Source organism: Candidatus Nanosynsacchari sp. TM7_ANC_38.39_G1_1 (genome assembly GCF_004138385.1).
On the sequence record NZ_PQNZ01000065.1, the window covers coordinates 1 to 3,621 of the forward strand.

A 3,621-nucleotide genomic window follows, 5' to 3' on the forward strand; every position below is an offset into this window, starting at 1 on the left:
TTAAGAGGTGGTGGCCCAGTCCCGACCGGGATATAGTTCAACCGATCGGGACCGGGGCTTTAAATCCTCTCTATTTTCAGGAAAGAGAGGATTATACGGATATATTATGATGCAGGTGTCTTCAAAATGCAAATTGCAGATTATGCTGCTCGGCGCAGGCGCAGGAGTTTGCGCCGATTTTTCTTTATTTGGCTACCGTCGTCGAGATCGTCAATACTGAAGTCGTCGTAGGTTACCATCAGAGCGCGCGAATTGATTTGCCGCAGCGTCTCGAGGCCGACAGTCACTACAATCAGCAGTCCGGTACCGCCAATCGACAAGTTCGAAACGTTAAGTCCGAGTTGCGCAAAGATATAGTCAATGGCGAACGGCATGATAGCAATAATGCCAAGAGCGATTGAGCCAAACAAAATCAAGCGGTTAACGGTGCGCGTTAAATATTCTTCGGTTTGAGCGCCTGGCCGAATGCCGGCGATGAAGCCGCCTTGCTTTTGCAGATTTTCGGAAATTTCGTTAGCGTTAAAGACGATACCTGTGTAGAAATAAGTGAAGGCGATAACCAGCACAAAGTACAAAATTGGATAAATCGCTACCGTCCAGTCGCCGTTGCTGAAGCTAGCTGCCGTCGGCGTTTGGAACCACTTGATTAGGTTGTTGGCGATAGTGTGGTTGGCGCCAGGCATAGCGCGCATAACTTGGCCGACAAATGCCGGTAGGCTGAGAAAGGCCACCGCGAAAATCACCGGAATAACGCCAGCGGCGATCAACTTGATCGGCAAAATACTTTTGACGCCGCCGTAGCTAGTGTTGCCAGCGACTCGCTTAGCGTAATTGATGGTAATGACTCGCTGCGCTTCGTTGATCTTGACCAGGAAATATAGCAATACCAAGCCGACCGTACCGAGAATTAGCAGCAGCCAGAACGTTGTTGGATCGACTGGTACATCAAACCAGCCAAAGATGCTGAGTTTGCCCTTGGTGGTGCTTAATAGCGAGTTAATTAGCGTACCAAAAGTATTTGGCAGCTGGCTAACAATACCAGCGAAGATGATAAGCGAAATACCATTGCCGATTCCCTGTTCGGTGATCAGCTCGCCGATCCACATCAGCAAGATTGAGCCGGCAGTCATGGCGGTTACCGAAATTGCCCACTGCCAAATCGAGGTGCCAGTGGTGCCGGTTGACGAATTCGCCAAGACGGATTGCTGCAGAATGTAAACAAAAGCGATAGATTGAACGATAGCTAGCGGCACAGTAACGACGCGCGTCCACTGGTTGATTTTGCGGCGGCCTGATTCGCCGTCGTTATGCAGCTCTTCTAGCTTCGGGATTGCTTTGGTGAGTAGCTGCGTGATGATACTGGCAGTGATGAATGGACTCATGCCGACCAGAACAATACTGATCTGGCTGAGCGCGCCGCCGCTCATGAGATTAAGAAATCCGCCAAAGTCGCTGCTGCCAATAACGCTTTGGATGACGGTGCGCAGCTCGGTTGGATTAGCCAGTGGCACCGGTACGTGCGCCATGAAGCGAAACGCTACAATTAGCCCGAAGACGATTAGCAAGCGCTTTTGCATATCTTTATTTTTCAGTGAGCGGAAAATTATTCTCCAATTCATTATCTAGCCCCTCTAGCTACTAACAATTCATTAACTTATCACAGTATACAGTATTGGGCTAATAATAGCAAAACGCCCTCCAGAGAGAGCGTTTCGTTGTGAGATTGCGGGTCGCTGCAAGTTATCTTATTCGGCTGGGCTAGGCAGCTTTGTCGTCTGTTTCGGCTTGCTTGGCAGATTTTGGCCACGGTGTAGCGGTTTTCTCGAACTTGCCGCCTGATTTTTCTAGCATAGCGACCACGCTTTGCGATGCGCCCTGCGTTTGCAGAGTAATCTTAGCGGTCAAGTCGCCGCGGGCAATCACCTTGACGTTGTGAAACGGCGTAGTTATTAGGCCGGCTTCGTATAGCGTAAAGTTGTCGACGTTGCCTTTCAAATCATTCAAGCGGTCGCTATACACCACCTGAGCTGGTATGCGCAAGCTTTTGAAGCCGCGCGCTTTTGGAATAGCGGTAACAATGCCGTTCTGGCCGCCCTGGAATGTGCTGCGAAGCTTTTTGCCAGTGCGAGCATTTTGACCTTTGGTACCGCGGCCAGCGGTTTTGCCGCCGCCAGCAGCGATACCGCGACCAACACGCTTGCGGTCTTTATTCGCCGAAACTTGGAGCTGATTGTACTTCATATTAATTCTCCTCCTTGGCGGCTACCTTTGCTTTTTCGACTTTTTTCTCAGCGCCAACCCACTGTTCGCGCGGAACCAAGCTAGCCAGCGCTTCGACAGTTGCGTAAGCAATATTAACTTTGTTGGTGCTGCCTAGACTCTTGGAGAGCAGGTTGCGGATGCCAGTCACGCCGATAACTGCGCGCACCACGCCGCCAGCAATAATACCGGTACCTGGCGCTGCTGGCTTGATGAGGACGCGGGCGCCGCTAAGCTTGACCTCCATATCGTGCGGAATGGTTTCGTTGACTACTGGGATAGTAACCAGGTGTTTCTTGGCGATAGCGGTAGCTTTGGCGATGGCTGCCTGGACATCAGCGCCTTTGGCTACGCCGACGCCGACCTTGTTCTTGCGATTACCGACGACGACTAGCGCTTTGAAACGGAAGCGGCGGCCGCCCTTGACGACACGCGCCACGCGGTCGATATTGATTACTACTTCTTCGAATTCTTTAGGCGCGTCATCGCGCTGGTTGCGCCGGTCATCGCGGCGACCGCCTCGACCTTGACGGCGGCTGCGCGGGGCGCGTTTGTCGTCTCGGGGCGTGGTTTGTTCTTTGGCTTCGGCCATTTTAGAACTCCAATCCTTCCTTGCGAGCTGCGTCGGCCAGAGCTTTCAGGCGGCCAGCGTACTGGCGGCCGTTGCGGTCGAACACAACTGCGTTAATCTTTGCTTTCTTGGCTTTTTTGGCTATTTCAGTACCGATTAAGGCGCACTTTTCGGTCATCGTTCCCTTAGTCTTGCTGCCGACAGTGGTGGCCGCTGCTAGAGTGTTGCCAGCGGTATCATCGATTAGCTGAGCGCTAACGTGCATATTGCTGATAACGACGCTGAGGCGCGGGCGCTCTGGCGTACCGTTAACTTTGGCGCGAACGCGATTCTTGCGCAAGTTGCGGTTCAATAGCTTGTGCGAAAGTGAATTAGACATTATTTCTTACCTGCCTTTCCTGCTTTACGCAAAATTTGTTCATCGACGTAAGCGATACCCTTGCCCTTGTATGGCTCCGGCTTCTTGAGTGCGCGGATTTCGGCGGCTGCTTGGCCGACTTTTTGCTTGTCTATACCAGAGACGACGATAATCATCTTCTCGTTGCTCACGTTTACGCCTTCGGGTGCTTTGTACTTGACCTCATGGCTGAAACCTAAGCTCATCGTCAGCTCGTTGTTGCTTGACGACACGCGAAAGCCGACGCCTTTAACCTCGAGGCGCTTCTCGTAGCCCTTGGTCACGCCGATTACCATGTTGTTGATCAGCGCGCGCATCAGACCGTGCTGGGCGCGAGCAGTTTTGGACTCATCCTTCGGATGAACCGTGACTTGTCCGTCTTCGACTTTCACCT

Annotated in this window: 5 protein-coding genes; all 5 read right to left on the reverse strand. The window is 52.1% G+C overall.

Going from position 1 to position 3,621, the window contains the following annotated elements:
• Positions 1–140 precede the first annotated feature (140 nt).
• Positions 141–1,619 (reverse strand): preprotein translocase subunit SecY, encoded by a 1,479-nt coding sequence (gene secY / locus G1ANC_RS03890; protein WP_129693689.1) that lies wholly within the window; start codon positions 1,617–1,619, stop codon positions 141–143.
• 139 nt (positions 1,620–1,758) lie between these two features.
• Positions 1,759–2,241 (reverse strand): 50S ribosomal protein L15, encoded by a 483-nt coding sequence (gene rplO, locus G1ANC_RS03895; protein WP_129693690.1) that lies wholly within the window; start codon positions 2,239–2,241, stop codon positions 1,759–1,761.
• 1 nt (position 2,242) lies between these two features.
• The gene (gene rpsE, locus G1ANC_RS03900; protein ID WP_129693691.1) at positions 2,243–2,851 is read right to left on the reverse strand and encodes a 30S ribosomal protein S5; all 609 of its coding nucleotides are present in this window, start codon (positions 2,849–2,851) and stop codon (positions 2,243–2,245) included.
• 1 nt (position 2,852) lies between these two features.
• Entirely contained in the window at positions 2,853–3,209 is a 357-nt protein-coding gene (gene rplR, locus G1ANC_RS03905) for a 50S ribosomal protein L18 (RefSeq protein ID WP_129693692.1), read from the reverse strand.
• Positions 3,209–3,621, reverse strand: a 413-nt coding sequence (gene rplF / locus G1ANC_RS03910) for a 50S ribosomal protein L6 (protein ID WP_129693693.1), incomplete at its 5' end; no start/stop codon positions are given. The genes rplR and rplF, both read right to left, overlap by 1 nt.